The sequence below is a fragment of the Arthrobacter alpinus genome (assembly GCF_900105965.1).
Taxonomy (GTDB): Bacteria; Actinomycetota; Actinomycetes; order Actinomycetales; family Micrococcaceae; genus Specibacter; species Specibacter alpinus.
The window spans coordinates 304,748-330,198 of sequence record NZ_FNTV01000002.1 but is presented as its reverse complement, the minus strand read 5'-3'; the positions used below and the strand labels follow the sequence as shown (position 1 = coordinate 330,198).

The window sequence follows — 25,451 nt, the reverse complement described above, 5'->3', positions numbered from 1 at the left end:
CATGAATGTGAGTGGCATAGTTCGGAGCAAACGGTTTGTTACCCCCTGCTATCCGCAGGGCAGGGACACAAAAGACTTTGAATCTATAGTTCTCAGAAAAGTTTCAGATGTGATGTGAAGGGGGTTCGCAGGGTTCGGTTGCGCGCCAATGTTCGATGGCCGGCAGCCACGGGAGGAAGTCCTCCAGCCGATCGAATGTCATGGAGAGGGGATTCCACTCTGTGGTCCGTGTAGCGGGCTCAACGCCACAAAACCCGAGTTCATCCACGTCATAGATGAACAGGCATGTCGGTGAGACGTCCTGATCGTCCGCGAATTGTTCTGGCAGGCTTGGCTCAAAGTCCCACACTGTGCAGTCAAGGGTGGTGATTTCGGTGTTGCGGTGCCACCCTCGTTTGGATAGAAGTTCGGACAGATTCGAGGTGTTTGCCGGCGGCAGGATGATCGTCATAGGGTGATTCCTGATAAGGGTTGGGTGCTCATGACAGTTTGAGCGGGATGACAGGTGTTCTCGTCGCGGGCTCAACTAGGGGCGTGGATCCGAGCATTCTGCGTGGTTTCGGTGCAACAACGGACCCCTTCCAGGAGAGCTGCGCCAAGTTCTTGTGCGGCTTGTGGTGTCAGTGCGATCCTTTGGTTTCGGAGTGAGATTCTCACGATGGGCAGCTCTAACAACGCGGGGACTCGTTCTGATTCGACGACGAAATGATCGTTGCTGTAGGGAATCCGTATTTCTTTTCTCATGAATGCATCGACCCGTCGATTAGACACAGAGGGCTCGTTCGGGTGCTCAATGTGTGGTGGGAATAGGTGGCTAGTGCTAGAGACCACTCGGGGACGTCTTCCACGGGTGGCCATTGTTGTAACCGCGTTGAAGGCGCCGCATTTCTTGACGGGTTGCTTCAACAAGGAGGTCGTTGATGGAGCCATACCCTTCCATGTTCCCGGCCACCCGAAACGCGGCTTGCAACTCCTCAGCCATGCTGCGGGAGAGTTTTATGGTTAGTAGCACGGAATCTTTCATTGGGGGAGCGTTTCCCAAACAAGACTCTGAGGATGTCCATCCTGCTGTTGTGGCCGCATTCGTATCCCGAGAAGTGTCATCGTGGTTCATCGTGGCGGCATTACTTTCCTGCAACGGGCGTTCACGACCGCGTCACATTCGCTGTACAGCCTTCCTGTGGCAGGAAAATTAAGTTCCGCCTGCAAGGCGCTGATCAGCAGTCCGTCACCTTCAAGGTCCTTAGGGCTCGTTATGTAGCTGAAGGGAAACCGCAACGATTGCCGGGGGCCCAGCGTTCGCCCCTTGAGTTCCTGGGGTTCTGGTTGCGTCAAGTAGGTCAGTTGGTCCAGTGCGTCATTCGTGAACGATCTCAGCTGCAGTTCGACGCCCGTTAAAGTCTCCGGGGTGCCATTGAGTATCCACGCCGTAAACCTCAAATGCTCCCTAGTGCCGGCGGATACTTGATCCACCAAGTACACCAAGCTGATCCCTGGTACTTCGACACCGTCGGCCTGTGTAAAACTCGCCAGCGGACATTGTGCATCCAGCTGGATCGTACGTTGTTCCGGTGCTGTTCGGGCCACGCCTGTGTGAGAATTATTTCCCACGGGCTTTTGTCCTCTTCGGCGCGTGATCATGGGTATTGCTGCAGTTTGGTTCCGAAGCCTGAGCATCTAGTCCCCTTTCAAATCCCGGCGACGCTTTTGGCGCCTGAAACCTACCGCGATGACCACGGCGGCCGTCAACAAAACCGAACCACCCATAAGACGTGCCAATTCACCTGCGTCATGGACGGTAACCGCAAAACGCAGCATTTCCGTATGCATTTTCATCATTCCTCTAGGCACATTGAATCGTGCGTGCAACTGGTCAAATCTCAGCCGGGACAGATTATGTGCAACCTTTTCCGCCCGGTGACGGACGCGGCTAGCCAAACAACCACACACTCATATTGAGCGCCCACACGCCTTTTTATGACGGCAAAGAGTTTAATTTCCTTACACCGGAGGCGGGCAAAACGACACTAGAACTTCGTTGGGGATGCTTTTCTGGACCCGAGGCCCGGGAATCTCACGTCATGAAATGGTTCTCTGTGCACTCTGTAGGTATGTCAGGTGTTTTCTTCTTCCAACCTGTTCGGTCTTCAGAGGGACGGGACAGCACTTTACTCCTGCACAGCTCTGCTTCGCCTTCGAATCGGACGGTGTGGACCCACTACGGAAACTTCTAGATTTGGGCAGATTGATGAAACGAACAGACGTCGGTGCGCTGCACCGACCTATCGCGGTGCAAAGAGTGCTCCTAGCCCTTGTAATGATCGCTTCCCTGATGGCAGGGGCTATTGGGCTTGCACCTACAGCGTCAGCCGCAAGCGTAAATATGATCGCTGGGGGAGAGATTACCCGACAGCCGGACTCAGACGCTGTTGACTTCCCGGTCAGAGTCGACGCAATCAGATGGGTGTCTGAACCGATGCTGATCCTAGTTCCGGTGTCTCCACCTGTTCACGCTAACGAGGTGGCTCACAGTCTCGGTGATAGTGCTGAAGTACCCGCTAAGCGGAAGCAAACGTTGCAGAGAGGGTCTAGTCTCGGGTTTGCCGTTCTAGGCGCCGGGGTATTGGTTCTGTTAGGAGCTGTGTTGAATGTGCTTCGCCGACGCAAGAAGACTCTCGAATAGTTAGGTAGAAGATCTAGGAAGTCGTTGCCATCACGAGTTTTGAGATGGCGATCGGGACTGCCCGGGACTCTTTGCCTCTCTGACCTGACCCAAGGTTCGGTTACCCATTTCGGAGCGAAAGTCAGGCGGATTGTTTTGACTCATGAGCCTTCTCGATGGTCACATCATAATTTCCGTATTTTCCCCTCATAAACATTGTGGAGTGTTTCCTGTGCCGTACATTGCTGGCGCTAGGGGAGGCTTCCCCTCTCACTTTGCTTCGACTCTCTTAGGCGCAGCAGACTTAGAACGAAGGCTAAACCCATGAGCGATCTATCGCCTAACGAACGACCAACAGAACTTGAAGTAGGGAGCGGGCTCTTGCGCGAGCTTTTGTCTGCCCACCTTCTCCAGAGCCTTGACCAGGGTGGGCGCGAGCTGCGGTGCAATTGCGGCGACACACTCATCGCAAACACTGATCACCACAACTCCAGGGATCCGCACACGGCCCACGTGGCTGATGTTTTGGTCAGTGCCGGATATATAGAAGTCCCATCAGTCAATGTCAGTCTTGTGGATGCGGTGGCTGCGAAAATCGACCAACGCCTTCCCCAGCGGCTCACCACAGGGCCCGGGCACGCCCTCAACAACGTTCAAGAACGAGCAGCCCTGGAAACTGACGGTTGGCCAGGTGCGCGCCGAGTGCGCGCCAGAATCATCGCACAAGACGTGATGGCCATGCTTGCTGGTCGCGGAGTCGGCGGTGAAGCCATGAGTGGAGATGATGTGTTCCCCAACGGATGCTAATTGGTGTTGGAGAACGTTGCTGGTCCCAGCTCATGGACCCCGCAAGCCTCCTCCATCCAGTCAAACAATGCCCCGCGCCCGGCCTGAGAATCAGAATCAAAAGTAGGAGATCTGAGCGATCCGGGCCCTCTATATCTGCGAGCTACGGCTCGAGGTGATGCTGCAGAGCCGACTTCGGATGGATGCCCCGAGACGGTATCGATCGGCAATTGGTCGCCTAACTTGCTCGTTGACATGCAAAAACAGATTGGCCCGAACTATATATTTCGGGTTTCGGCGCGGAATACTTCGAAGTTTTCAACGTAATTGACTCGTTCTATAGCAAACAATCACTGTCGGATCTGATGTTCAACATGGCGCGTCCTGTCAACCGCACAATCGGCACGGTCCCGGGTGTCTCCATCATTGAGCACAACAACTACTCAGCCATTGATTCAGCTGGCTAGTAGTCGGGAAAACAAAGGATCAGCGGGGCTGCCCAAAACGGTGCCTCGCTTTACCTGAAGATCAAGCGCGGTTCTGTATTCAAAAGTCTCCTCTATTAGCTGGCGGACGTGGCTTGCACAATTTGTAGACGACACTCCCGCACCGGCAGACCGGCAAAGAGAGCCTGTTTCACATAGCGATCGCACTCTTTGTAAATTATCCATTTCACGTTGTATCCGGCCGGTGACGCAAAAAGAATAGATTAGACCCCACCATGATGTGTTCCGGACTGAGTAGAATTGCGCTCGGGGGCATGACTTGTCACCTGAGAATATTGGCAGCCACTGTGAACATTCTCCCGCCAAAACTACCCATAGAAACTGTGAGGTCTTGAAATGAATTTTTGGGAAACACTGTGGTCAATTGTTGTCTTCTTCCTCTTTCTGTCCTATCTGATCTTGCTCTTCCAGATCGTCGGGGACATCTTCCGGGACCAGACGCAGAAGGGTTGGGTCAAAGCTGCATGGATCTTCTTCCTGCTGGTGTTGCCCCTCCTTACAGCGCTTGTCTACCTCATTGTTCGCGGCGAAGGCATGGCACAACGCCAAGTAAACGCCGTCCAGACGGCTCAGCATGAGGCAGAAACCTACATTCGTGAGGTCGCTCGTCCATTGAGCCCGGCTGAGCAGATTGCGGCAGCCAAAGCCCTGCTCGATGAAGGCACTATTGATGCCAATGAGTTTGTAGCACTGAAGGCAAAAGCATTGGCCTAAAGAAGCTCGCCTCGTCACCTGCTGGGACTGGCCTCTTTAGATTTACGCCACGTTGAGAGCCAGTAAGACCCCACTAAAAGCAACAGCCCACCTTATCCGAAAAGACAAGGTGGGCTGTTGCTTTGAGCATCACCGTTCAGTCGTAGCTGAAACGATCAGCCCCGTCGCCAGCAGGCACAGGCTATAGGCGCCACTCCCGGTTCTGCTCCGGCTGTTATTGACTCGGGGGGTCAGGTTTCTGATGATGCGGTCCGGTTGATTTTTCCATGTTCAATGGATGCGAGTTTTTCCAGCCGTCTTGCCTTCGCCGGCGGTGGTACTCTTTTCGATCCAGATGGTGATAGCCGGCCCGTGGCTCCTGACGGCGTGCCCATGGTGGGCGATTCATGACGTTCTTCTGCCGGAGAGAGAAGAACGATTCCATCGCCGCATTTTCCGCGCATGCTCCTACAACGCATTGAACGCATTGGTGCATCAGGTTGGCCGAGGGTTTGTTTCCCAAAAGCTCTCTCCGATGCTCAAGTGAAGGACATCAGCAGCTGGCGTATCTGCGCGCATGACAATGTCGAAAAGCGCATTACCCGCGCTGTAGCTGTCGACTTAGCAAAAGTCCATCCAGGCGGCCACGTCACTTGAGAAGGAAAGCGAAGCAGAACTGGAAAGCTTGGATGACCGCTTAGGATCAGGCATGCTGTCCCAACTCGGTAAGGGCCAGTCACCGTAGGTATTGTCCCCGAATCACGGACGGGTTTGTGCCGAAGCAGCCTTCGTACCCCTCGCCGGTCAGTCAGCGAGGGGAGCTTCCGCGGGTACTACTAAGCTTCATCGGATGAACCGCGGTGGCGACCGTCAGCAGAACATGGCTTGCGAAACAGTGGCTAGAATTCGGTTGATATTAGAACATGAAACCTAACCGTGCTTTGATCGTCGCACTTCCGAGGGACGCACCTACCGTAAAATCAAACGTTGCCTGAAGCGTGACCTCGCCCGGCCTTTTTCGGCCGCTAAAGCAGATTATTGCTTGGCTCAAACCATACAAGGGCCTTTTGGATAGTCCCTATGAACCTCTTTTTTGGGGACTATCAACAAGATTACGGTCAACAGTGCTCACGGAGCCTGCGGGGACCTGGAAGCCCGAGGCAGTCCCGAGCAGGCGCATCGTCTGAGATACTGCAGAAAATATAGTCGGTCGTGTCGAGGTCGCTTTTGAAGTTGGAAACTTGGTGGTCGCCACTTCAAAGAGACCTTGAAGTACCTCCGTATCTGCCACACCGAGAACTCGGGAATCCCCGACCTCGGCCAGGCCCAAGGACACCTATAAACGATGATCCAGTGCCCCCGGGCGCTGAAATTTCAAGGTGACTGCGGACTGCAGCAGGCAATTTCTGTTGGCCCGTCATTCCACAGGAATAATCAGGGGCCACAGTAGCTGGTGGGGACGTTTTGCGCGGGAATTCTTTTCAGCGTCTGCAAAGGGCTTCTTGTATCTGACTTCATGCGCTCCTATGCTAAGCAGGAAAGGGGCAGAACCGACTAAGTGTCGGCAGTTCCAATGGCGCTTTCAACATTGTCAGGGGTCATCCGTGGAATCTAGTGGAGCAAGCAGCTCGGCAAAACCGAGTAAAAAGACCAAGCTAAAAGATGCTGGCGAAGGCAATGAATCCAGTCGGTTTCTGAATTCAATTGAGCGGTTGGGCAACAAGATCCCGAACCCGACCATCATGTTTGTGTACCTGATTGCGTTCGTCGCGGTCATGTCTGCAATATTGTCGTGGGCGAACGTCAAGGTGACCGACACTGTCATGACCCCGGTCCCTACCGAGCAGCTACAGCAACTCAACGACTCGCTCGGTGGCACCCTCGTCCCATTTGACACCTCAACTGGTCTTGCAGTGACGCTCCCGGACTACACGGTCAGCGAACAGACTTTCGCAGCCCGTAGTCTCCTCTCAGCCGATGGTGTGCAAGTTTTCTTTTCCTCTTTCGTCGACAACTTTGCGGCGTTTAGTGTTGTTGCCGTGGTGCTTATTGCCATGGGTGGTGTCGGCGTCGCCGAGCATGCAGGCCTGATGGCGGCACTGATTCGAAGGATTGTGAATGTGGCCCCGCGTTGGTCGCTGGCTTTCATCTTGATATTTGTTGGTGTGATTTCCTCAGTAGCTTCCGACGCGGGATACCTGATCTTGATTCCACTGTCCGCTGCTGCTTTCTTGTCGGTTGGTCGTCACCCGCTTGCCGGGATGGCCGCGGCATTTGCCGGCGTTGGTGCGATCTTTGGCGTGAATCTGCTCATTACCCCGACCGACTCGATGATGACCGAGATCACCAATGAAGCTTTGGGGAATATTGGGGCGCAGCCACTGGCGGTTACAGCCAATTTTTACTTCGGCATCGTGTGTTCGGTGGTGCTTGCGCTCGTGGCTGTTCTTGTGACCGTAAGGATTGTGGAACCTCGTCTGGGCAAGTACGAGATGTCCGATCCTCTCGCGGCAGGCGCGAAAGGAGATATTGATGCGGCGGCCGAGACTCGCGGCCTCCGGTTCGCTCTCTGGTCTTTTGTCGTCGTCGTTGTCGGTGTGCTGGCAATATCCCTGCCGCCTGGCGCGCCTCTCCGTGACACGGAGACGGGGGAGCTGATCGGGGCGACGCCGTTCATGGCTAGCCTGATCTTCACCATCTCGTTGGCATTCTTGATCTGCGGCATCTTTTATGGAATTGGGGCCAAGACCCTGCGTGGCGGTGACGAGGTGGTCGGGGCGATCTCAAAGACATTCGCCAGCCTTGGCGGACTGCTGGTCATGTTCTTGATGATCGCCCAGTTCATTGCCCTGTTCAACTGGACTAACCTGCCCACGATTGCCGCCGTCGAAGCGGCCCAACTTCTGGAACGTGCCAGCATCCCGGCAGTGTTGTTGCTGATCGCGTTCATCCTGGTGATCTTTTTGCTGGACATCATTCTTCCTGGATTGGTGCCAAAGTGGGCCATCTTCGCCCCGATATTCCTGCCTATTTTCGCCTCGCTGGACGTCGCCCCCCAAACACTGCTCGCCGCCTACCGGGTGGGCGATTCGCCCATGAATGTGCTCACACCCTTGATGGTCTACATGCCTTTCATCGTCACGATTGCTCAACGCTATAAGAAGGACGCTGGTATCGGCACAGTGATCGCCTTGATGATCCCTTACGCGCTCTGGATTTTGGTCGCTTGGATTGGGATCTTCGCTGCCTGGTTCCTGTTGGGCATACCGTGGGGGCCTGGCGCGCCCGTGAACTTGTAAAATGTACCGCTCTAACCCTGAGAAAGGCTTGCAAACCATGAATTCCGCCGCCAGTGTTATCCCCTCCCACGCGACAAAATTTGCCGTGCAAGTGGTCACCAGCGTGGCGCCGGATGTCGATGCCATCTGTGTACCGGTGCTGACCGACGGACTGGTCCATGAGGCGCTGGGCATCGACGCCGCGACGCTCTCCCGTGCAGGATTCGAGGCCAAGATCGGTGCCGTCCTCACGCTTCCCAAGAATCCGGTCACCGTCGTTGCTACCGGGATCGGGGAGGCTAGCTCGTTGACAGTTGCCGGGATCCGCGACGCTGTCGCGGCTTTCTCAGTTGCAACAGGCAAGGCCGGACGCCTGGCGGTTCACCTTGAACATGTTCCGGATCTCAACATCAGTGATGCTGCGGCCGCGATCGTCGAGGGGGTGTTGCTGGCACGTTACCACTTTGACCTTCGGACTACACCGGCGGCCAGCGTTCCAGTCGAGAAACTTGTGCTTATCGTCGAGGAAGCGGAGGTGGCCGCCGCGCAATCGGGCGCCGAGCGTGGCCGGGTCACCGCACGCGCAGCTATGCTTGCACGCGACCTTGCCACGGCCCCGGCGGAGATGCTTACCGCGACGCGGATGGCGGAGGTTGCCGTGTCCCTCGGGGAAGAGTTCGGCTTCGACGTTGAGGTCTTCGACAAGGAGGCGTTGGTGGAGCTCGGCTGCGGTGGGCTGCTGGGTGTGAACAAGGGTTCGGCGGAACCGCCCCGCATGGTCGTGATGCATTACCTGCCAGAGGGGACACCGGCGGGGCACCTCGGACTGGTGGGCAAAGGCATCATGTATGACTCCGGCGGCATCAGCCTCAAGCCGGGGGATTTGTCGCATTCCCAGATGAAAAACGACATGACGGGTGCGGCCGACATCCTCGGGGCGATGACAACCCTTGCCGCTCTCGGCTGCCCCGCCGAGATTACGGCATACCTGATGTGCACGGACAACATGCCGTCGGGTTCGGCCATGCAGCTGGGTGACGTACTGGTGACCCGTGGAGGCAAGACTGTAGAGGTGCTCAATACCGACGCTGAGGGTCGCCTTGTCATGTCCGACGCACTTGTTTTGGCAGTGGAAGCGGGTGCGGACGCCATCGTCGACATTGCCACGCTCACAGGTGCCTGCCTCCGCACCTTCGGCACCGAAATTGCAGGCCTGATGGGCAACAATGAAGACATCCTGGCACAGGTCGAGGCCGCGGCAGCGGCCACAGATGAGCAAGTATGGCGGCTGCCATTGCCGCCGCGCCTGCGCGCCGACCTCGACTCAGACATCGCCGACATCAAGAATATTGGCGGGGTGAACGCTGGTGCGATCACAGCTGGGCTGTTCTTGCAGGAATTTGTGGCGGGGACGCCTTGGGCCCACATTGACATCGCAGGCACGGCGCAGGCTCCCGCGGCCAGCAGGTGGATCCCGCGCGGTCCCACGGCCTTTGGCACCCGATTGTTGATCGAACTGGCTCTGAGATTCCGTTCCCCCGGGCAGAGCTGACCCTCGGACTGGTTCGTCACCGCAACAGCCCCACCGAGTTGGATCTGCCAAGTCGTTCAAGGATGTTCCTATGACAAGCAGCCACAACTGTCGTTCATGAAGCCGAACATTGGAATTTGGATATGACCGAACCTGTGCTTATGCTCCTGATCTTGGCAGCCACCGTGGCCATTTTTGTGTGGAACAAGATTTCGGTGGAAATAGTGGCCATTGGGGTCGCTTTGATGCTCTTTTCTACCGGAATCATAAGTATTGACGAAGCATTCTCAGGTTTTGGCTCCCAAACGGTCGTTCTCATTGCCGCGCTCTTTGTGGTGGCGGAGGCCGTTGATTCCGCCGGAATCACCACCTGGATGGGCGGTTTGCTGGTGCGGTTCGCAGGTGACAGCAGGCCACGACTGATTGCCCTCATCATGGTGTTTACCGCTCTGCTTACGGCCGTGATCAGTGTCAACGGGGCCGTGGCGGCCCTGCTTCCCATGGTGGTGGTGTTGGCGGTGCGCCTGGGCAGGGAACCTGGCCAGCTGCTCATGCCCATGGCCTTTGCCGCGCATGCTGGATCCCTTCTGGTGCTGACCGGTTCACCCGTGAACATCCTCATCCTCGAGGCTGCCATCGACACCACCGGGAAAGGCATCGGATTCTTTGAATTTGCCCTGGTGGGGCTGCCGTTGCTCGTTGGAACCATTGTGATTGCCATCTACATCGGTCCGAAGTTGCTGCCGCAACGGGTTCCCGAGACGGTGCCCAAGGACCTGAGTGATCATCCCCGTGTTCTGTTAGGCCACTACTGGCCAGCCGAGCATGAGCTGGTGCGTCTGCTGGTGCCGGCGGGAAGCGCCCAGGTTGGTGACAAGATTGCCGGGCTGCTGCCCGCCACCCGCGGCGGGGTGCACCTGCTCAGCGTCCAAAATGCGGCCGGTAAGCCGCTACCCTCAGAGGTGCTGGCGGCTGGCAGCTTTCTGGTGGTGCGGGGCACGGCCAGGGACATTGCCGATTTTGCCATCGAACACGAAATGGTTGTGGAAACCACCAAAGGAAGTGAAGTCGCCTGTGGTTTGGTGAGCAAGTCATTCGGGGTTGTTGAGGTTTTGGTGGCCCCGCGCTCAAATTTGATCGACACCAGTGTCTACCCAGGCATGATCACCAAGAGCGGTTCCCTGGTGGTGCTGGCCCACCACCGTGCTGGCCAGGCTGCCATCACCAACCAAGTCACCACACAGATTTCTGAGGTCAAAGCTGGAGACACCCTCCTTCTCCAGGGCAGCTGGAAAGCACTGGATCAGCACACCCGGGACCACAATGTGTTGTTGGTGGATTCCCCCGACGCAATCCGGCGCCAGACTGTGCCCCTGGGCCCGGGAGCCTTTCCCGCCCTCGGCATCCTTGCTGTCATGGTCGTCATGATGACAACCAACATTGTCCCCGCGGCCGTTGCGGCATTGCTGGCGGCCATGGCCATGGTCTTGGCCCGCGTGGTCACCATCGGCCAGGCACACCGATCCATGGCATGGCAGACCCTGATCCTCGTGGGCGGCATGATTCCGCTCTCGGCCGCCATCACCCAGACCGGCACCGCCAAGATGCTGGCCGATGGCATCGTCTACCTCACCGGCGGCAGCAGCCCGTACCTGCTTCTGCTCGGCATTTTTGTGGTGACAGCCGCTCTGGGCCAACTCATCAGCAACACAGCAACGGCCCTGATCATCATCCCTATTTCATTGTCTGTTGCCGCAGAAACTGGCATGTCGCCGATCACAGTTCTGATGTGTGTCAGCGTGGCATCCTCGGCCGCCCTGCTCACACCCATCGCCACCCCGGCCAATATGATGATCATGCGCCCGGCCGGATACAGATTTGGCGACTACTGGAAGTTTGGCATCGTCATCATGGCTCTTTACCTAGCCATTGGAGTGTTCTGGGTGCCGGTGGTTTGGCCTTTCTAGCGAGAATTCACGGGCGCCCGCAGGATATGTCGAAAGAACGCCCCCCAACTCATAACACCCCGGGAACGCGCGCAACATAGTGAACCCCCGGCGGACGTCCCCAGACAGGTTTCTCAAGGACCGAAGGTCTTCTTCTCTACGAGATTGTTATTAGATGTCTAGTGAAATTGCAATGGTACATGCAGATTCTTCGCCTACTCCGACTGTCGGTACCTGAGCTAGATAAGGGAAGCGGCCTAACGTAACCGTCAGCCCACCGCGGGACGATATGTATACTTCAAGCCACTGATGCGGCGACCGCCGCCCGTATTTTGGTCTGACGGGCAGCCCAAAACCGGGATCACGAATTGAAACTTTCACTCGAAATGACGCGAAACACGAGCGGGTCCGAGCATGACTCACATCGTCCAGCTGCCCAGTATCTCTGAGTATGCTGGTGGGGTGCTTGATTACACCCTGAAACAGTTGCAGTATTTCGTTACGGCCGCTAATCATGGGTCAATCGCGGGTGCGGCCAAGGCCTCGCATATCTCTCAGGCCGCGATGTCACAGGCTATTACGGCGTTGGAGCGTATTGTCGGTTCACAGTTGATTGTTCGCCATCGGGCACGCGGAGTCGTCTTGGCCGCGGTCGGTAGCTATTTCCTCCGCGACGCTCAGGCCTTGGTGCTGCACGCCGAAGAAGTGCAAGGACGTGTTATAGAACGGCAGCAGGGGTTGGTGGGGCCATTGACCACTGGCTGTTACACCGGGTTGTCCGCTTTCTGGCTTCCTGAGACTGCGCATGGCTTTGTCAAGCCAAACCCTCGCCTTGACGTGAAGTTGATTGAGGGCGACGGCGCACAGCTGCAGGAGCGAATGCTGAGCGGCTACCTCGATGCAGTTTTGACCCATACACGGCATCTCATCCCTGGAGTTGCGTCCACCACCGTCATGGCAGGTCGGCCCTATGTCCTCGTCGCCGGCACTCACTGGGCAGCTAATCGGGACGGTGTCCGCCTCGAGGAGCTGGCGGACGACGATTTTGTTTGCCTCGACATCCCCTCGGTTCGAGAGCATCAGTTGATTAATTTACGCATGTCGGGTTTGGAGCCGAAGATCGCGTGGAAATCTAGCAGCCTCGAAGCGGTGCGCGGAATGGTGACCAAGGGGCTTGGCTATACCGACGCTCCTATAGATGTCAATTTTGAGCGCGTTTGACGCTGAGTAGGAGTTGAACAGCTATTAGCGCCAAGAATGTCGGCAGCTGCCAGAAACCTATGTTGGCGATGTGATCTAGTAGGAACATGCCTACGAACATCGAAATCAAGGCCCGCGTGAACAGTCTCGAAGAACTGCTACCGGTAATCACGTCCCTGGCCAACGGTGGACCCGAGCATGTTGCGCAAGACGACACCTTTTTCGATTGCCCGAACGGCAGGCTCAAGCTCCGAGTCTTCAATGACGGCCACGGCGTGCTGATCTACTACGCCAGAGCAGACGAACTCGGACCGAAGACCTCCTACTATGTTCATTCTGAAACTTCTGAACCAGACCGCCTCCGTTCCGTCCTGACGGATGCCTACGGCGAGGTTGGGAGAGTCCGGAAGCACCGCTCGGTGTTTCAAATAGGTCAGGCCAGGGTGCACCTCGACCAAGTCGAAGGGCTAGGTGAATTCCTCGAACTGGAAGTCACCGTCGGAGATGCTCTGGGCCATGACGACGCGGTTTCAGAAGCACACCGCCTGATTGCTGAGTTCGGAATTGAAGAAGAATCACTCGTAAAGGGCGCGTATCTTGACCTCCTTGACGCAAGGACCAATCAAGTCCACCCCGAGCTCTAGCTGATTTTTGAGCCATCTCCGGTAGTCAGAAGCAAGGCTGTCGTTTCTGGAGAGCCCACGTTCAAGTCGAGAAATGTTCGACGGCCACTGATTGAGGTGCTCGGAGATGCTTTGCAACGTAAGCCCTAGCTGCTTCCGTAACGGTCGAAGATCCGTGGTTGTTGGAGCTGCTACAGGGTTGAAGATCTGGCGGTAGATCTCGCGCGCAACGTAATGTTTGAGACAGCGCATGATTTCCCATTTACCTTTCCCTTCAATTGTCCGTTTAGCGACATACTCCTTTGTTCGTTGGTCCGAGACCATTCGAACCAACACAATATGATGCAGAGCGCTGTTCGCGTCTCGATCTCCGCCCCGATTGAGCCGATGACGGCTAGTCTTTCCCGACGATGCGGGAATGGGCGCCACACCCGTAAGCGCAGCGAACTGGGCCTCGTTGTTTACGCGTCCAGGGTTATCGCCAACAGTCACCAGCAACTGACTGGCCACTTCTGTCCCCACCCCTACCAGGTCGCATAGAAGTGGTGCGTAGGAATCGAGGATCTCTTTCAACCCCGCATCTACGGTATCGATTTCCGAACTGAGAGTTCGATATCGAACAGCCAACGACTTCAACGTCAAAGATGTAACGTACGCCGTGTCTGCGATATGACCAGTCGGTCTCGATCTGGACAAACTCAGGATCAAGGCGGACGTGTTTAGGCCTCTGTATCTCGATCTGAGTTCGTCAGGGGGTGACACTAGGAGTCCTCGGATTCGATTGATGGTGATGGTCCGAGCCTTCATGGCAGAAGAACGGGACATACGCAGAATCCTTAGACATTCCACCGGTCCGTCCTTTGCCTTAGGGGTGGAAATCCCTCGTTCGGCGAGTACCGATTGCGCGGCCTGATAGGCATCCAGAGGATCAGACTTGCCGTTGAGTCGCCGGTCCTGACGATTCGGGCGGTTGACTTCGAGCACTTGTATTCCGGCCCCGCGGAGGACCCTCGTGAGTTCGGCGCCGTATGACCCGGTCCCCTCCACGCCTGCTGCGATGACGGTGCCGTGGCCGCCGATATACTCTAGAATCTTGCGGTACCCGCTGCCGACCGCCAGGAACTCTCGGTCGGCTATTGGCCTGCTATAGTCGGAAATGATTGCGACATGGTGAGTATCTGAGTGAGTGTCGACGCCAACAATGATTCTTGCTTCTTCTGTTGCCAAGGTAGTCATTTCCCTGCCGTTCCTAGAGCACGAGGATGCACGCTGGCCAGGTAGGCAGACAAAACGGTATTGTGACTGTGGATCAAGCTCCTATGAAGTCATGTCCGCCTGGCTCAACGCGTTTGATACGAATCGTGAACCTGCGGACAACTTCTGGGAAGGACAGTACCGAAGGCACATCAAGTGGACGATGAGTCACACCGGTTCAAGACCAATTCCATCATTACCTTGGACGCCGGGACCCAGCTGGCCGGCTGTACACAGCCACCAGGTCGCCACGTCCTTTCATGTCACTACAGCGACCGGTGGATGTGCACAGTCTTTGATTCTCTGTACGCACCGCGTGCAAGCTCACCCAATCGTCGCCCGCGGCCGACCGGGCACCGGTGGTGGTGTGGATCCGCGAGAATCCGCTCGTTCACCTGAGGCCAGGTACTCGCAAGCTCGCACCAGGCTAATTGGCGTACGCTGCGCTTCCGACTGTTGGGGGTGGTCCCGGCTCCGCAAGCTCCGCCGTGCCCACCCCTGTTTTTACGCTGCGCGTTTTTGTTGGTGTCCTTATGATGTTGGTGGGTGGATCCGTGGCAGTTGTAGTGTCGTTGCTACCCGGGGAGCGGGTATGACTTTGGTTGGTGTGCCAGATAGTTTGTTATGGCTTCGAAGGATTGGCCGGAATTGATGCCGGCAAAGCGCACCACCACTAGGCAGTGATCGACACTGATGGAACCCGTTTGCTTACTCGCAAGGTTCCCAACGAAGAGAGTCAACTTCTTGACCTGATAGCTGACGTTGCGGCGTTGAGTGGCGGGGAATCCGTGACCTGGGCAACAGACCTCAACCATGGAGGGCCCGCACTGCTGATCGCACTCCTGGCAGCTCACGACCAGCTATTGCTCTACATTCATGGCAGGACAATCCGTCATGCTTCACGCCTCTACCGCGGTGATGGGAAAACGGATGCGAAAGACGCTGCGGTTATTGCTGACCAGGCCAGGATGCGGAGGGATCTCCAACCACTACGTGCCGGGGACGTGACCAGCACTGGTCTGTGGATCCTTACAGCCCGGCAGGCGGACCGGCCGCAGACAGGGTCCGGGCGATAAACCGCCTCAGGGCCCAGCTGATGGAGTACTTCCCCGCCTTGGAGCGGGCCATTGACTACAGCCGATCCAAGGCAGCCCTCCTCACTTCTAACGAAGTACCGAACCCCCGAGGGAATCCGTCGGACCGGCCAGAGCCGACTTCAAGCATGGTTGAAAAACCTAGGTACCCGCTCGAGCGCCGCCGTCGCCCTGGCAGCAGTCGAAGCGGCCAAGGCACAACGCACCACAGTGCCAGCCCAAAACATGGGTGAACGAATAGTCCAATCCCTTGCTCAAGAGATCCTGACGTTGGAACTCGAGTTGGGAGAACTGGATGCACTTATTGAAGAACACCTGAAAGAGCATCGGCATGCGCGGACATTGCTGAGCATGCCCGGATTCGGCCCTGTCTTGAGAGCAGAATTTCTGGGAGCCACAGGCGGGGATCTGACAATCTTCGAGAGCGCCGATCGGTTGGCTGGTGTTGCCGGGCTAGCGCCCGCGCCTAGGGATTCTGGCCGGATCGCCAACAATCATCACCGACCACGGCGCTACGACCGGCGCCTGTTGATGGTCTTTTACATGTCTTCTCTGTCTGCATTGAAGAGCTGCCCGGCTTCACGGGCCTTCTACGACCGCAAACGCCTCGAGGAAAAACCCATCTCGAGGCGCAGTTTTCTCTTGCCCGACGCAGGTTGAAAGTACTTTGGACCATGCTCCGCGATGACTGCATCTATAGATCACCGGTGCTTGAAATTATCTCAGATCCTCCGCCTCGGAGGCTTCCACAAACTGGATGTAATCGAGTGCTTGCTCCTTGACGATGACTCTTCCTTGGGAATCAAGTAGGTCCCAAACGAATTGTTGGTCCGCTCCTGTGCCTTCGGGCCGGCGCTTCCAGCGATAGCCGTGCTTCTTCACCCTGTCGTTGTCGGATCGAAACTGGCGGTCACGTTCGATCGCTCGACTTTCTTGGGTATTCAATTTTTGCTTGCCAACACAATTCTTGCAGTCATGTCGGTGCCCATCAGCGCTGGAAGGGTGAAGAGGGAAATTGGAAGCAGGAAAAATTTCCTTGCATCCACGGCATCGCTTCGGATCGTGGATGTGCGGACCCATGCTCAAATCGACCGATGAGTGGCAGTAACCGCATGATTTCATTGTCATGCCTGGATGCTATCAGCGGGTTCGGACAATTCAGTTGCTTGCACAGGTCCCCTAGCACAGAGGCATAAGAATCGTGCGCAGTCGATTTAGGTTCGAGGTCAAAAACCCTATTTCTTTGGGTTCACGACATCATTGAGATTCCATACGACTAACATATTGCTCAGTGCGACACTTCACTTGCCGTTAGAGAGCTGATTAGAAACGAATCCGAAGATCTCCACGAATTTTCGGGAAATGCTGACCGTTACGGGACTCGGAAAGCCTCAGCATCGAATATTTCACTTTCTTGCCAAGCGACTCTTAATTATTGGCGTTGCTCAGGGGCGGGCCGCTCAGCTGGGCCACAAGGCGCTCTTTGCCGCCGCAACCGACCAGGTAACCAGGCTCGGAACCGCTCATCAAAACGGGCAGCTCCCACAAGAACTGGCCAAGTTCAGAAGCTACTGGCTGATCATCGTCGATGAAGTCTCGGCTCCGGGAAGTAGTGGCTGAAGAACGTCTGGATCCTGTCCTGGTGACTCTGGATATAGGGTTACCTGACATGAATGGGCAAGAAGTCGCCCGGCAGATCCGGGAGGTATCCAGAGCCTCGATACTCTTCCTGACTGACCGTGAGGGGCCCGGTGATGAGATGGCTGGCATGGTCCCAAGGGCGGCCGCGTACTTGGTCAAACCCTTTCGACCCCAACAGTTACGGGAAATCACTGACCAGCTATGTCCGGCGAATCGAGTCGTGTCTTGAGTATCAGGTGCCGAGGGCTCTGAGCAGTGCTGATCGGGTGAAATATTGTGGCCATCTGTGGTGACCGAATCCGTCAGAGAATCAATTCGTGGGGCGTCTCCATCGCGACGAGCAGGTGAAGCGAAGAGGACAGCACCAAGGTGTTGAAGGATTCAAAGTGGTTGAATGACCTGAGTTCCGCGCTCTTCACTTCGTTCCAACCTTGACGCATCTCTGATGTCCGGAGCCCACCCCTCACCTTGTCCTACGACGGCAAGGCTCGGCACCTTTGGTTACGGCTGACCTACACGCCGCATTCCTGTGCTGGTCCGGCCTTCACCAGCGATATCCCTGGCGCCTATCGAATCCCGGTGACCACGCCTCCGGATCATTGACAACTGTGGGAAAGAACCATGCCGGGGCCGACAGGCCAACAACCCCATTTCTTACTCATCTGGATGGCCTGCCAAAAGGTAACTGAGGAAACGTTCAACCAATCCTAAAGTGTAGTCAGAACCGTCAGAAAACAGCGTTACCCCCACCCGTTTGCTTCGAGATCATGGATATCAACCACTAAGTATCCGTGCAGCCGCTCTGTGCTGACAATCGAATGGAAGGGGAAGAATCGTGAATCTGAGAACAAATACGGTGCCTACCGTGGAGACTACCGCTGTTGGGGTTGTCCGTAATATGGCGCTCGTCAGGGACGAGATCGCTGACTCAGCGGCCAGAATCGACGAATATGAGATCGCGACTCTGGTAGGCCTCCTGGATCCGACAATCCGGGTGTTCGTGGCCGGAGCGGGTCGCAGCGGGCTGGTTCTGCGCATGGCCGCGATGCGGCTGATGCACTTGGGCATGGTCGTTCATGTCGCCGGTGACACCACCACTCCGGCCATCAGTTCCGGTGACTTGCTCTTGGTGGCTTCCGGATCAGGGACGACCTCGGGAGTGGTTAAGTCCGCGGGAACGGCGGCGAAGGCGGGTGCGCGCATTGCTGTGTTCACCACCAACCCGGATTCGCCTCTGGCTGGACTTGCCGACGCACTCGTGATCATTCCGGCCGCCCAGAAGACTGATCATGGTTCCAGCGTGTCCCGCCAGTATGCGGGGTCTCTGTTCGAGCAGGTACTTTTCCTCGCCACCGAGACCATCTTCCAGTCGTTGTGGGACAACTCGAATGAACCGGCCGAACAGTTATGGCTCAGGCACGCCAATCTCGAATAATCGAGACACTCATTTTCCACACCCATCGCAGTTCCCTACAGAAAGAAGCAACATCATGAAACTCCAAGTAGCTATGGATCTCCTTACGACCGAAGCCGCCCTCGAACTGGCTGGCCAGGTTGCTGAATACGTTGACATCATCGAGCTCGGTACCCCTCTGATCAAGGCCGCTGGGCTCTCAGCGGTCACCGCGGTCAAGAATGCGCACCCGGACAAGATTGTCTTTGCTGACATGAAGACCATGGATGCCGGTGAACTTGAGGCTGACATCGCTTTCAAGGCGGGTGCTGACCTGGTCACCGTGCTCGGCGCCGCCGATGACTCCACTATTTCCGGTGCCGTCAAAGCAGCCAAGGCTCACAACAAGGGCATCGTTGTCGACCTAATTGGTGTGACAGACAAGGTCACTCGCGCCAAGGAAGTCCGTGCGCTGGGTGCGAAGTTCGTAGAGATGCACGCCGGTCTGGACGAGCAGGCCAAGCCCGGTTTCGACCTGACGGGGCTGCTCCGCGCCGGAGTAGAAGCCCGCGTTCCGTTCTCCGTGGCCGGTGGTGTGAGCCTTACCACGATCGAAGCCGTTGAACGTGCTGGCGCCGATGTCGCTGTCGCCGGCGGTGCTATCTACGGAGCGGCCGACCCAGCCCTGGCTGCTAAGCAGCTCCGCGACGCCATCAGCTAGCCTCACCCCGATTGACGGTGGCGTCCCACGTCCATGGTTGGGGTCAGCCTCCGCCCTTCCCCGCAGCGCTTTAAATAACTGTCTTGCCCCTCACCTTCCTATAGCCCTTGGAGTTTCCCTGCCATGTCCAGCATGCCTGTTATTGACAACCCGCCCCTTGCAGTCGTCCCCCAAGCTCCCACAGCCCCATCCGCTCCGCTGGCAGGGGTGCCGGGCATAGTCGGACTCCCCATGGCCATAGCCGGAGCCTTCGGTCTTGGCTTGGTCAACACTGGGTTTGTACCCGCCAGCGCCGCCGCCGCCGCCTTACCCACGGTCATCGCGGCCTCTGCCATTGGTCTGTTGTTGGCCACTGTCTGGGCCTGTGCGCTCGGCCAAAATGCATCAGCGGGCATCTTCGTATTGTTCTTCGGATTCTTTGCCACCTACGCCGCCTTGTCACTTGGACTTCTCAATGATTGGTATCGAATTCCTGCTGATCAGGTTGTAAATGCTCAAGCACTGTGGCTGATTTGTTGGCTTTTTATATTCGTGATGCTCACTCTTGTAACGCTGCGCCAATCCTGGGGTTCAACCCTCATGCTCGTGTTTGTCGATATCGCGCTCATTTTTCTCCTCATCGGCACATTGGAAAGCGACCCGAGGATGACCAGCCTCGGAGGCTGGTTTACCTTTGCTTTCGTTGCCGTGGCAGTCTATTTCTACGTCGACGTTATGTGGAGCCAGACCGGCGGCCGTGGGCTTCCTCTCGGAAGGCCACTCGTTCGCTGAGCAATAGTTCAGACTCGGGTGCCGAGCGGCGGCACACTACAGCAGGCTCCCGGCGTTTCTGCCCCTCATGGAGTGGGGTTCGGGGGGGTCTTTCTGCTTGATACATGAGTCCATCAGCGGCCGACCGGCATTATCAATCTCGCTGAGTGTGTTGGGCATGGCTGAGACCTGTTTTCGCGACCTCCGGGGCTAGGCCAGGTGCTTTGATGCGCATCCGAACCGCTGACCCTTCAGGCCCGGCCTTGATGCCGGGCAGCGACTACATGCCCACGTAGTCCTGTGGAGTCGTAGTGATACTGAGCGGGCTGCGGCACGGCGATCCATGTGTTCCGCTTAATGAAGCAATACCGAGGCTAAAGGTCATGGGGTTCTCTATGTAGGAGCAGGCGATCCTTCTCCGTTGCATAGATTCTCCTAATGGTTCAGGGTGGATTGTGGGTGTCATGGATCATATGGTCGGCGGTTCAGTGAATGGATTCGTTGCTAGCACGGGAACAAGGCCTGTCAGGGCCCCACCGGACCCCTCTGAAGCGTCAATTTCAAGCAGCACTTTTGTGATAGGACCGCTGGCTCGCCCGGGGTCGAGAATGAGGGGCGGAATGTACCGGGGGTTTGCCGTCCTCGTCGTCCCATTCACAGGCTACGGTTCGGAGTGTATTCAGATGGCGGCCGATCAGCACGGCCATAGGATATGGGCCCTGGAATGCCAGATGGACCTCAGCCCGCCCGCTATCGGCTGCAAACTGTTTAATATGCTGTGCGATAGAGGCACTGAGGCGCCCGGCCTCGCGAGCATCAATCTTGGTGGTCGTTGCAGTAACCATTGCCGTTTTGGTGATTTCGTACGGAGACGTGCGGACCAGTTGGTCAAATGCCATGCGATCGGCTCCTGAAGAGAGGCTGATGCAGATTGCGATTCTTTCATGGGCGCTGGCTGCTGGCGCAGCGGGTAGAACGATTTCCTCCACACTGATGACGTTGTTGAGTGGATCAGCTTGGCCCGCTTCAGAACCCCAGGCTTCGTTGCGCGTGTCTATTGCTTCGAAGATTCCGAATTTTGTTCCCGGTAGCGCGGTTCCCAGCGCCAGCGAGATTGAAAGGTGAGCTCCGCCAAAGATCTGTGCACACGGTGCCCGGGCACCATAGAGGGCGTCGCTGATGAGGGGGAGAGTTTTTCGAAGGAGATGAAGTCCTTCGGGTGACGGGAGGCGTCCGTGCTCTGCGGCGTTAACCCGCATGTGCAGGTCTTCATTGTCGGCATCGGTGGCGAATGAAGTCGGCCGGCTCTGTACACGAATGGTGAACGCTCTATTTTCTGTCCGGATCGTGGGCTTGCGTTGCTCGATGCGGTGCATGAGCAGGTCACGTGCTATTTCCAGTTCACTTGTGTTTTCGAGCATGTTGCTCTGCTTCTTGTCTGCCAGCGTGCGCTCAGGTGCGAGTCGCAGGAGCCGCGCACAGCTTTGACGTCGTTCCCGGCGAGCCCGGTGGTCCCATCGTTACTCCTCCGGTTGTCCCCAAGTGGGGAAATCTGACGCTTGAAAAGATCAACGAAAACGGTACAGCCCTTGCTGGTGCATCATTCTCTGTCTATGCCAATGAAGCAGACGCCAGGGCCGGCACGAACCCGATCAACCTGGCTGGCGAGACCGTCTTCACCGTCGGTGCGAATGGCCAGCTGACCATCATGGGCCTGCGTTACTCTGACTTCGCCGATGGTGTTGCTCTGGTTCCCGGTGACGCTAACTACCGCACGTACTACCTGGTAGAGACTGTCGCGCCGAGTGGCTGTGAACTGTTGGCTGAGCCGATTTCCTTCTTGGTCAACTCCGCAACAACAGCCGTTGGTGTAGACCTGCAGGTCAAGAACGTCCCCTCCAACAGTGGCTTTGAGCTGCCCTTCACCGGTGGTCCTGGAACGTCCCTGCTATACGGTGGGGGCATACTGCTTCTCGCCGGAGCTGCACTGCTGCTGGTTCGCAACCGTCGGGCCAGCAACAACAGCTAGCACCTCAACAGTGAAAGCTGTGAAGGACTGAAACAACACAGAGGGGAAGAACGGGTCAACCGTTCTTCCCCGCTGTGCCTGATCAATGCACACAACCACTTCAACTCAGTCCCAGGAAAAACCATGCAACGCACAGGAACCACCCCACGGCGGCGGCAACACCGAGAAGGTCGTTGGGGTTTTCAACGAATCCTCATTATCCTTATCGCTGTCATCGGCGTAGGAATCCTGCTCTACCCCGCAGCCGCCGCGTGGTCCTCAGCCAGAATTCATGACACTGAAATCAGTGGTTATGCCGAGTCAGTGAAATCGTTAGAGCCGACAGCTCAACAAAAATTGCTCGCCCAGACCCGCGACTACAACGCAGAGCTACCGGCCGGACCCCTCCGCGATCCTTACTCACTCAACGAGAAAGGAGAGCAGGAAGCCATCGGCTCCGGCTCTGCTGCCTACAAAGAGATCATCTCGCTAGGCCCCGAGGGAATGATGGGAAACATCAGCATTCCTTCCATCAAAACGAATCTGCCGATCTTTCATGGCACCGGAGAAGACAGCCAAAGCAAAGGTGTGGGGCATCTCTTCGGCTCATCGCTGCCGGCTGGTGGCACCAGCACGCATAGCGTGTTGACAGCTCATTCGGGATACGTCAGTTCCGCCCTGTTCGACTCCCTGAAAAAGGTGGTCACGGGCGACGTCTTCAGCGTCACAGTCCTAGACGAAACGATCTATTACAAGGTTGATCAAATCAAGACGATCCTCCCTGAAGAAACAGATGACCTGCGTCAGGTCAAGGGCAAGGACTACATCACGCTAATCACTTGCACGCCCACGGGCGTCAACACGCACCGGCTCCTGGTCAGAGGTGAAAGAATTCCTGCTCCAGTAGCCAGCGAATCAGCCAACCAGACGATGGCCAACAATAGCACCGGCCCGGGCTTCCCCTGGTGGGCTGTGATATTTATCGGAACCACAGCAGCAGCAATCATTGTTACTCATCCCAAAGGTCGCCGGGTCCGAGGAAGAAAACATCAAGCGAGGAGTTCGTGATGAGCGTCGACTCAAAGTTGCTCACTATGACCTTGTACCCGCCGCTAGCGGGATTCAGGCAGCTGGGCTCGGGCGAGGACATTGATGGCATCAGCTTGGTGTACCTGGTAGATAGAGAAGTCGCGGGCGCAGGGGAACTGCTGACTTTTACCGCCTGGATACTGAATGGCACCTCCGACACCCTCACGGATGTTTGCCTCCGACTTAGATCGTTTCGAAACGGGGGACTGGACTGCCTGAAGTACACCAGCCAGCCAAGCGCCATGGAACTCGCGGGCAGGGTTCTGGGGCCGCCGATCACTGCACTACACGCTCAGCTACCGGGTCACCCAGGAGGACGTTGCCCACGAGGACGTCATCATCAGAGCGCTCCAGGCGGCGCTGACTTCTCCGCGGGCCGGCCGGATCCACAGCGAATGCGACGCCTTGGTCGCTGTCTAGGTACCCGATATGGTTCCGCGCCGATAGTCACACAATCCACAAGCTCACCACCGCAGGGGGCAACGAAAAGAAATGAAGGGCTGATGCCGATTCCCGAAGTAGCTCTCCTTCATGAAGATGCTTTCGTCTCTATCGATTTGATTCTCCCCAAAATCATGGTGCCTCAGCTGCAATCAGTCCTTGTTACTGCTGGCGAAATGGAAGGCTACCGATGCCTCAATGATCTGCTCGTGGAAGCAATCCATCAGGAGATTCGACGGTTGCGCCATAGGTACAACGTTGATAGTCGAGGGCCCGCGGGAACGACCTCGATCTGAGGAACCGTTCACATGCTGAAGTCAGCACAAAAACGACCGAACCAAACCTCGCGGCCATGCACATGGTCGTTTCACGAAAGGCAACCTCATCAAGACTGAAGTCCAGATTCCCTATTGCAGGGACCGATTCACCGTAGAAGGCGAGTCAATTTCGTCCCTCTATGGCTTGCGCATCGTGAGAGTCTCAGTCGGACAACGTCGAGTAGCACTCACTCCCACGGCAGCCAAAGAGCTAGGACAAGCACTTCTTGAAGCTTGCCACGACACGTCTCCGGCTCCTAACTGACAACATCTCGTCACCGCAACGACCGGCTGGAATCCAACTCCAACCCTATGTATTTCAGGTTCGGTCATGTCGACCTCGGCAACTTCATCGCCAGCCTCGCCCTCCAACGGCATGCGGCTTGATAACGGCAAGAGCATCAAGTGTTTGCGCCAGAACCACCATTCATCAGGGACGAACACATGAAGAGGAAAGCGCACTGTGGCAACACCTGTATCAAATGGTCTTGAGACCAATCTTTCTGAGCTGCTGAGCACAAGGGGATGGAAGTGCAATACTGAGCTCGGTTCCTCAGAAAGCCCCGTCTGGGACTTCATCGCAAGTCTACCCGTCAACGAATCGATTCGCTCAGAGGGGTATCCCACAGGGATCTTCCTCCATGCTCCAGAAGAACCAGGCTTCTGCACGGTGGAACCCGCCACCTGGTCAACGCAGCGAAATCCCTACCAAAGAATCTTTCAGCGGGCCAATGATCTCATCGCCTGGTTGCCACAGATAGAAAAGTGGCGCGCCCCAGCAACGGAAACCATGAATCCCCCATGGAACTCGCCCAAATGCGGGCTTCAGTTGGGATCACGACTGGTGAGTTGATCGATTCACTCCGTCACTTCCCCTACCGTACCCGCAGCCAATTTCCCAAGCGTCCGAGCAGCCAAGGACTAGCTTCCTCTATGGTTAGTGGGCAATTCGACGCATTGAATCCCATGCTCGAAGCAGGCCTCCTGAGCACGGCAGAGTTCGAATTCCTCACCTGATCTGGAGCCCGACGGCCAGTGCACTAGTCGGTTGCACGAGAGAGACTTCAGGGGATGAGACAGATGATTTTTTAGGGTTAGCGCCTACGTTCGAGAGCCCCCTGCATACCGTGCGGCCCACACTTCAGGTACTGTGAAAATTCAAAAGATTCGAGTGTTTGTTCGCGTGATGATTTTGCCAATGCCAACGCTATAAGAGTGGGGGATGTTTTCTCTCTCTGCAGTTTGGACCTGAATTCTGAAGGGAAGGACCGCATCCCCCACCACGGCCCTGCTTCCGAATCGAACGGCGGAGGCAGGGCTACACGCTAACTTCTGCGGGAGCCCCCAAAGATACGGGCATACGCTTGGGCAGCCAGCCGGCACACTTTTCGGATGATGAATGAGCCTCGCGCTCACAAAGAGTTCACCGGGTGCTCTCCCTGCCAGCAACGAGGTTCATCAGCTCCTGCAGGCCAAAGCTCCTGTAGTGATTCCAGAGAAGGTTAACGTGGTCTACGC

21 protein-coding genes and 2 pseudogenes are annotated in these 25,451 nt (G+C 56.6%); 15 read left to right on the top strand and 8 right to left on the bottom strand.

Annotated features, from left to right (window positions below):
* Positions 1 to 103: 103 nt before the first annotated feature.
* The 4 genes from BLV41_RS21085 to BLV41_RS22250 all read right to left on the bottom strand — a co-directional run bounded on the left by BLV41_RS21085 (position 104) and on the right by BLV41_RS22250 (position 1,830).
* Entirely contained in the window at positions 104 to 451 is a 348-nt protein-coding gene (locus tag BLV41_RS21085; protein ID WP_074713801.1) for a hypothetical protein, read from the bottom strand.
* Positions 452 to 820: 369 nt separating this feature from the next.
* On the bottom strand, positions 821 to 982 hold the full coding sequence (locus BLV41_RS22720; RefSeq protein ID WP_280138655.1) for a ParB family protein: 162 nt from the start codon (positions 980 to 982) through the stop codon (positions 821 to 823).
* Between the two features lie 128 nt (positions 983 to 1,110).
* Entirely contained in the window at positions 1,111 to 1,611 is a 501-nt protein-coding gene (locus tag BLV41_RS21075) for a hypothetical protein (RefSeq protein ID WP_139244548.1), read from the bottom strand.
* Between the two features lie 66 nt (positions 1,612 to 1,677).
* A complete protein-coding gene (locus tag BLV41_RS22250; protein WP_170835554.1) occupies positions 1,678 to 1,830 on the bottom strand; it encodes a hypothetical protein in 153 nt (50 codons plus the stop codon).
* 1,156 nt (positions 1,831 to 2,986) lie between these two features.
* On the opposite strand from BLV41_RS22250, the gene BLV41_RS21065 reads away from it, so the two are divergent.
* Together BLV41_RS21065 and BLV41_RS21060 are read left to right on the top strand one after the other, a co-directional pair.
* Positions 2,987 to 3,469 carry a hypothetical protein gene (locus BLV41_RS21065; protein ID WP_139244547.1) on the top strand — a complete coding sequence of 161 codons (483 nt, stop codon included), beginning with the start codon at positions 2,987 to 2,989 and terminating at the stop codon, positions 3,467 to 3,469.
* Positions 3,470 to 4,290: 821 nt separating this feature from the next.
* Complete coding sequence (locus BLV41_RS21060) at positions 4,291 to 4,668, top strand: PLDc N-terminal domain-containing protein (protein ID WP_074713796.1); 378 nt, start codon at positions 4,291 to 4,293, stop codon at positions 4,666 to 4,668.
* A 230-nt stretch (positions 4,669 to 4,898) separates the two neighbouring features.
* Here BLV41_RS21060 and BLV41_RS22715 read toward each other — a convergent pair.
* Positions 4,899 to 5,119: pseudogene (locus tag BLV41_RS22715) on the bottom strand (IS3 family transposase); the annotation flags it as partial.
* A gap of 1,132 nt (positions 5,120 to 6,251) precedes the next feature.
* On the opposite strand from BLV41_RS22715, the gene BLV41_RS21055 reads away from it, so the two are divergent.
* The 5 genes from BLV41_RS21055 (at position 6,252) to BLV41_RS21035 (ending at position 13,246) form a co-directional block, all read left to right on the top strand.
* A complete protein-coding gene (locus BLV41_RS21055; RefSeq protein WP_425284300.1) occupies positions 6,252 to 7,946 on the top strand; it encodes an AbgT family transporter in 1,695 nt (564 codons plus the stop codon).
* A 37-nt stretch (positions 7,947 to 7,983) separates the two neighbouring features.
* Positions 7,984 to 9,477 (top strand): leucyl aminopeptidase, encoded by a 1,494-nt coding sequence (locus BLV41_RS21050; RefSeq protein WP_074713871.1) that lies wholly within the window; start codon positions 7,984 to 7,986, stop codon positions 9,475 to 9,477.
* A 122-nt stretch (positions 9,478 to 9,599) separates the two neighbouring features.
* Positions 9,600 to 11,423: an SLC13 family permease gene (locus BLV41_RS21045; RefSeq protein ID WP_074713795.1), complete on the top strand. Its 1,824-nt coding sequence runs from the start codon at positions 9,600 to 9,602 to the stop codon at positions 11,421 to 11,423.
* Between the two features lie 393 nt (positions 11,424 to 11,816).
* Positions 11,817 to 12,623 (top strand): LysR family transcriptional regulator, encoded by an 807-nt coding sequence (locus tag BLV41_RS21040; RefSeq protein WP_074713794.1) that lies wholly within the window; start codon positions 11,817 to 11,819, stop codon positions 12,621 to 12,623.
* A gap of 86 nt (positions 12,624 to 12,709) precedes the next feature.
* Positions 12,710 to 13,246, top strand: coding sequence for a class IV adenylate cyclase (locus BLV41_RS21035; RefSeq protein ID WP_074713793.1), 537 nt, complete (start codon positions 12,710 to 12,712; stop codon positions 13,244 to 13,246).
* Here BLV41_RS21035 and BLV41_RS21030 read toward each other — a convergent pair.
* On the bottom strand, positions 13,178 to 14,461 hold the full coding sequence (locus BLV41_RS21030; RefSeq protein ID WP_244517059.1) for an IS110 family RNA-guided transposase: 1,284 nt from the start codon (positions 14,459 to 14,461) through the stop codon (positions 13,178 to 13,180). The genes BLV41_RS21035 and BLV41_RS21030 overlap by 69 nt on opposite strands.
* Positions 14,462 to 15,159: 698 nt before the next feature.
* Here BLV41_RS21030 and BLV41_RS21025 point away from each other — a divergent pair.
* Positions 15,160 to 16,355 (top strand): annotated as a pseudogene (locus BLV41_RS21025) (IS110 family RNA-guided transposase).
* Here BLV41_RS21025 and BLV41_RS22245 read toward each other — a convergent pair.
* Positions 16,291 to 16,701: a hypothetical protein gene (locus BLV41_RS22245; protein WP_170835534.1), complete on the bottom strand. Its 411-nt coding sequence runs from the start codon at positions 16,699 to 16,701 to the stop codon at positions 16,291 to 16,293. The pseudogene BLV41_RS21025 and the gene BLV41_RS22245 sit on opposite strands and share 65 nt — an antisense overlap.
* 234 nt (positions 16,702 to 16,935) lie before the next feature.
* On the opposite strand from BLV41_RS22245, the gene BLV41_RS21905 reads away from it, so the two are divergent.
* The 5 genes from BLV41_RS21905 (at position 16,936) to BLV41_RS21000 (ending at position 20,099) form a co-directional block, all read left to right on the top strand.
* Positions 16,936 to 17,193, top strand: coding sequence for a P-loop NTPase family protein (locus BLV41_RS21905; RefSeq protein ID WP_074713792.1), 258 nt, complete (start codon positions 16,936 to 16,938; stop codon positions 17,191 to 17,193).
* The gene (locus BLV41_RS21015; RefSeq protein ID WP_083361040.1) at positions 17,162 to 17,443 is read left to right on the top strand and encodes a response regulator; all 282 of its coding nucleotides are present in this window, start codon (positions 17,162 to 17,164) and stop codon (positions 17,441 to 17,443) included. Before BLV41_RS21905 ends, BLV41_RS21015 begins: the two co-directional genes overlap by 32 nt.
* Positions 17,444 to 18,049: 606 nt before the next feature.
* Positions 18,050 to 18,649, top strand: coding sequence for a 6-phospho-3-hexuloisomerase (gene hxlB / locus BLV41_RS21010; protein ID WP_074713790.1), 600 nt, complete (start codon positions 18,050 to 18,052; stop codon positions 18,647 to 18,649).
* A 55-nt stretch (positions 18,650 to 18,704) separates the two neighbouring features.
* Entirely contained in the window at positions 18,705 to 19,328 is a 624-nt protein-coding gene (hxlA, locus tag BLV41_RS21005; protein WP_074713789.1) for a 3-hexulose-6-phosphate synthase, read from the top strand.
* Between the two features lie 123 nt (positions 19,329 to 19,451).
* Positions 19,452 to 20,099, top strand: coding sequence for a GPR1/FUN34/YaaH family transporter (locus BLV41_RS21000; RefSeq protein ID WP_074713788.1), 648 nt, complete (start codon positions 19,452 to 19,454; stop codon positions 20,097 to 20,099).
* Positions 20,100 to 20,638: 539 nt separating this feature from the next.
* On the opposite strand, the gene BLV41_RS20995 is transcribed toward BLV41_RS21000, so the two are convergent.
* Entirely contained in the window at positions 20,639 to 21,499 is an 861-nt protein-coding gene (locus tag BLV41_RS20995) for an SAVED domain-containing protein (protein ID WP_074713787.1), read from the bottom strand.
* A gap of 35 nt (positions 21,500 to 21,534) precedes the next feature.
* On the opposite strand from BLV41_RS20995, the gene BLV41_RS20990 reads away from it, so the two are divergent.
* Together BLV41_RS20990 and BLV41_RS20985 are read left to right on the top strand one after the other, a co-directional pair.
* Positions 21,535 to 22,107, top strand: a complete 573-nt coding sequence (locus BLV41_RS20990) for a SpaH/EbpB family LPXTG-anchored major pilin (protein ID WP_244517058.1) — start codon at positions 21,535 to 21,537, stop codon at positions 22,105 to 22,107.
* A gap of 123 nt (positions 22,108 to 22,230) precedes the next feature.
* Positions 22,231 to 23,154 (top strand): class C sortase, encoded by a 924-nt coding sequence (locus BLV41_RS20985; RefSeq protein ID WP_074713786.1) that lies wholly within the window; start codon positions 22,231 to 22,233, stop codon positions 23,152 to 23,154.
* The last annotated feature ends 2,297 nt before the right edge of the window (positions 23,155 to 25,451 follow it).

Coding starts and splice junctions, on each gene's coding strand:
- BLV41_RS21050 (WP_074713871.1), top strand. CDS start 7,984: ATGAATTCCGCCGCCAGTGTTATCCCCTCCCACGCGACAAAATTTGCC.
- BLV41_RS21045 (WP_074713795.1), top strand. CDS start 9,600: ATGACCGAACCTGTGCTTATGCTCCTGATCTTGGCAGCCACCGTGGCC.
- BLV41_RS21035 (WP_074713793.1), top strand. CDS start 12,710: ATGCCTACGAACATCGAAATCAAGGCCCGCGTGAACAGTCTCGAAGAA.
- BLV41_RS22720 (WP_280138655.1), bottom strand. CDS start 982: ATGGCTGAGGAGTTGCAAGCCGCGTTTCGGGTGGCCGGGAACATGGAA.
- BLV41_RS21085 (WP_074713801.1), bottom strand. CDS start 451: ATGACGATCATCCTGCCGCCGGCAAACACCTCGAATCTGTCCGAACTT.
- BLV41_RS22250 (WP_170835554.1), bottom strand. CDS start 1,830: ATGCATACGGAAATGCTGCGTTTTGCGGTTACCGTCCATGACGCAGGT.
- BLV41_RS20995 (WP_074713787.1), bottom strand. CDS start 21,499: ATGCTCGAAAACACAAGTGAACTGGAAATAGCACGTGACCTGCTCATG.
- BLV41_RS22245 (WP_170835534.1), bottom strand. CDS start 16,701: ATGACAATGAAATCATGCGGTTACTGCCACTCATCGGTCGATTTGAGC.
- BLV41_RS21040 (WP_074713794.1), top strand. CDS start 11,817: ATGACTCACATCGTCCAGCTGCCCAGTATCTCTGAGTATGCTGGTGGG.
- BLV41_RS21030 (WP_244517059.1), bottom strand. CDS start 14,461: ATGACTACCTTGGCAACAGAAGAAGCAAGAATCATTGTTGGCGTCGAC.
- BLV41_RS21000 (WP_074713788.1), top strand. CDS start 19,452: ATGTCCAGCATGCCTGTTATTGACAACCCGCCCCTTGCAGTCGTCCCC.
- BLV41_RS21060 (WP_074713796.1), top strand. CDS start 4,291: ATGAATTTTTGGGAAACACTGTGGTCAATTGTTGTCTTCTTCCTCTTT.
- BLV41_RS21015 (WP_083361040.1), top strand. CDS start 17,162: ATGAAGTCTCGGCTCCGGGAAGTAGTGGCTGAAGAACGTCTGGATCCT.
- hxlA (WP_074713789.1), top strand. CDS start 18,705: ATGAAACTCCAAGTAGCTATGGATCTCCTTACGACCGAAGCCGCCCTC.
- BLV41_RS20985 (WP_074713786.1), top strand. CDS start 22,231: ATGCAACGCACAGGAACCACCCCACGGCGGCGGCAACACCGAGAAGGT.
- BLV41_RS21905 (WP_074713792.1), top strand. CDS start 16,936: ATGCTGACCGTTACGGGACTCGGAAAGCCTCAGCATCGAATATTTCAC.
- BLV41_RS21065 (WP_139244547.1), top strand. CDS start 2,987: ATGAGCGATCTATCGCCTAACGAACGACCAACAGAACTTGAAGTAGGG.